The organism is Agrobacterium sp. (assembly GCF_032092815.1).
In the GTDB taxonomy this organism is placed as follows: domain Bacteria; phylum Pseudomonadota; class Alphaproteobacteria; order Rhizobiales; family Rhizobiaceae; genus Agrobacterium.
The window spans coordinates 18,797-19,565 of record NZ_DAMDBP010000009.1 but is presented as its reverse complement, the minus strand read 5'-3'; the positions used below and the strand labels follow the sequence as shown (position 1 = coordinate 19,565).

General features: G+C 57.5%; 1 protein-coding gene. It reads right to left on the bottom strand.

The annotated features are described in order from the left end of the window. Positions 1-769: MFS transporter (locus RT613_RS07035; protein ID WP_313614082.1), on the bottom strand; the 769-nt coding region annotated here is incomplete at both ends.

Genomic DNA, 769 nt, shown 5'->3' with positions numbered 1-769 from the left:
CATCAGTGACGCGCAATTCCGCCCCGACCGGCGACATCGCCGTCGAGGGAGCAAACGGGGCCAATGGTGTTGCTTCCGGCTGCGCACCGCGCCGCCAGACAAAGAACAACATCATTGCAAGATTAAGGGCAGCAAGCGACCAGAAGAAACCTGAAGCGCCAATCCTGTTCATGGTAGCAGAAACACTGATTGGGCTCATTGCCGACCCCAACGAATTGATCAGCAACATGCCCTGGATCATCGGCACAAGTGCGCTTGCCGACGCACGGTCAGCGGCAAAACTGATCGACACCGGGTAAATCGCAAAAACCCCGCCACCCAGCAGAAACAGCAATATCGTCAATGTTGTAACCGAATAGGGCAAAACCAATATGGCGCCGCACAACAGCAGGCAGACGAGGGCCAGCGTAATCAGCACGATTCGTCTATCCTGCCGGTCAGACCAGCGCCCGACCGGATATTGCAACAGCATGGCGCCAACAATGACGCTTGCCATCACACGTCCAACCTCGTCGACATTCATGCCAGCACGCTGCAGGTAAAGTGGAAGAAGCGTGTAGATGGCCGCAATCGCAAAACCAGACCCGAAACAGCCGATGACGCCACTGGGTGAGACGCGGTAGAGATGGAGCGGATTGAGTGCCTCAACGCGATCGACCGTCGGCATAGTGCGCGGCAGGATGACGATCGGCAGAACCGACAGTGCCGCCAGCATGGCAGCCGCGATGAAAGGCACGAGATCGCCAAGACCAACAATGGTGCCAAGCAC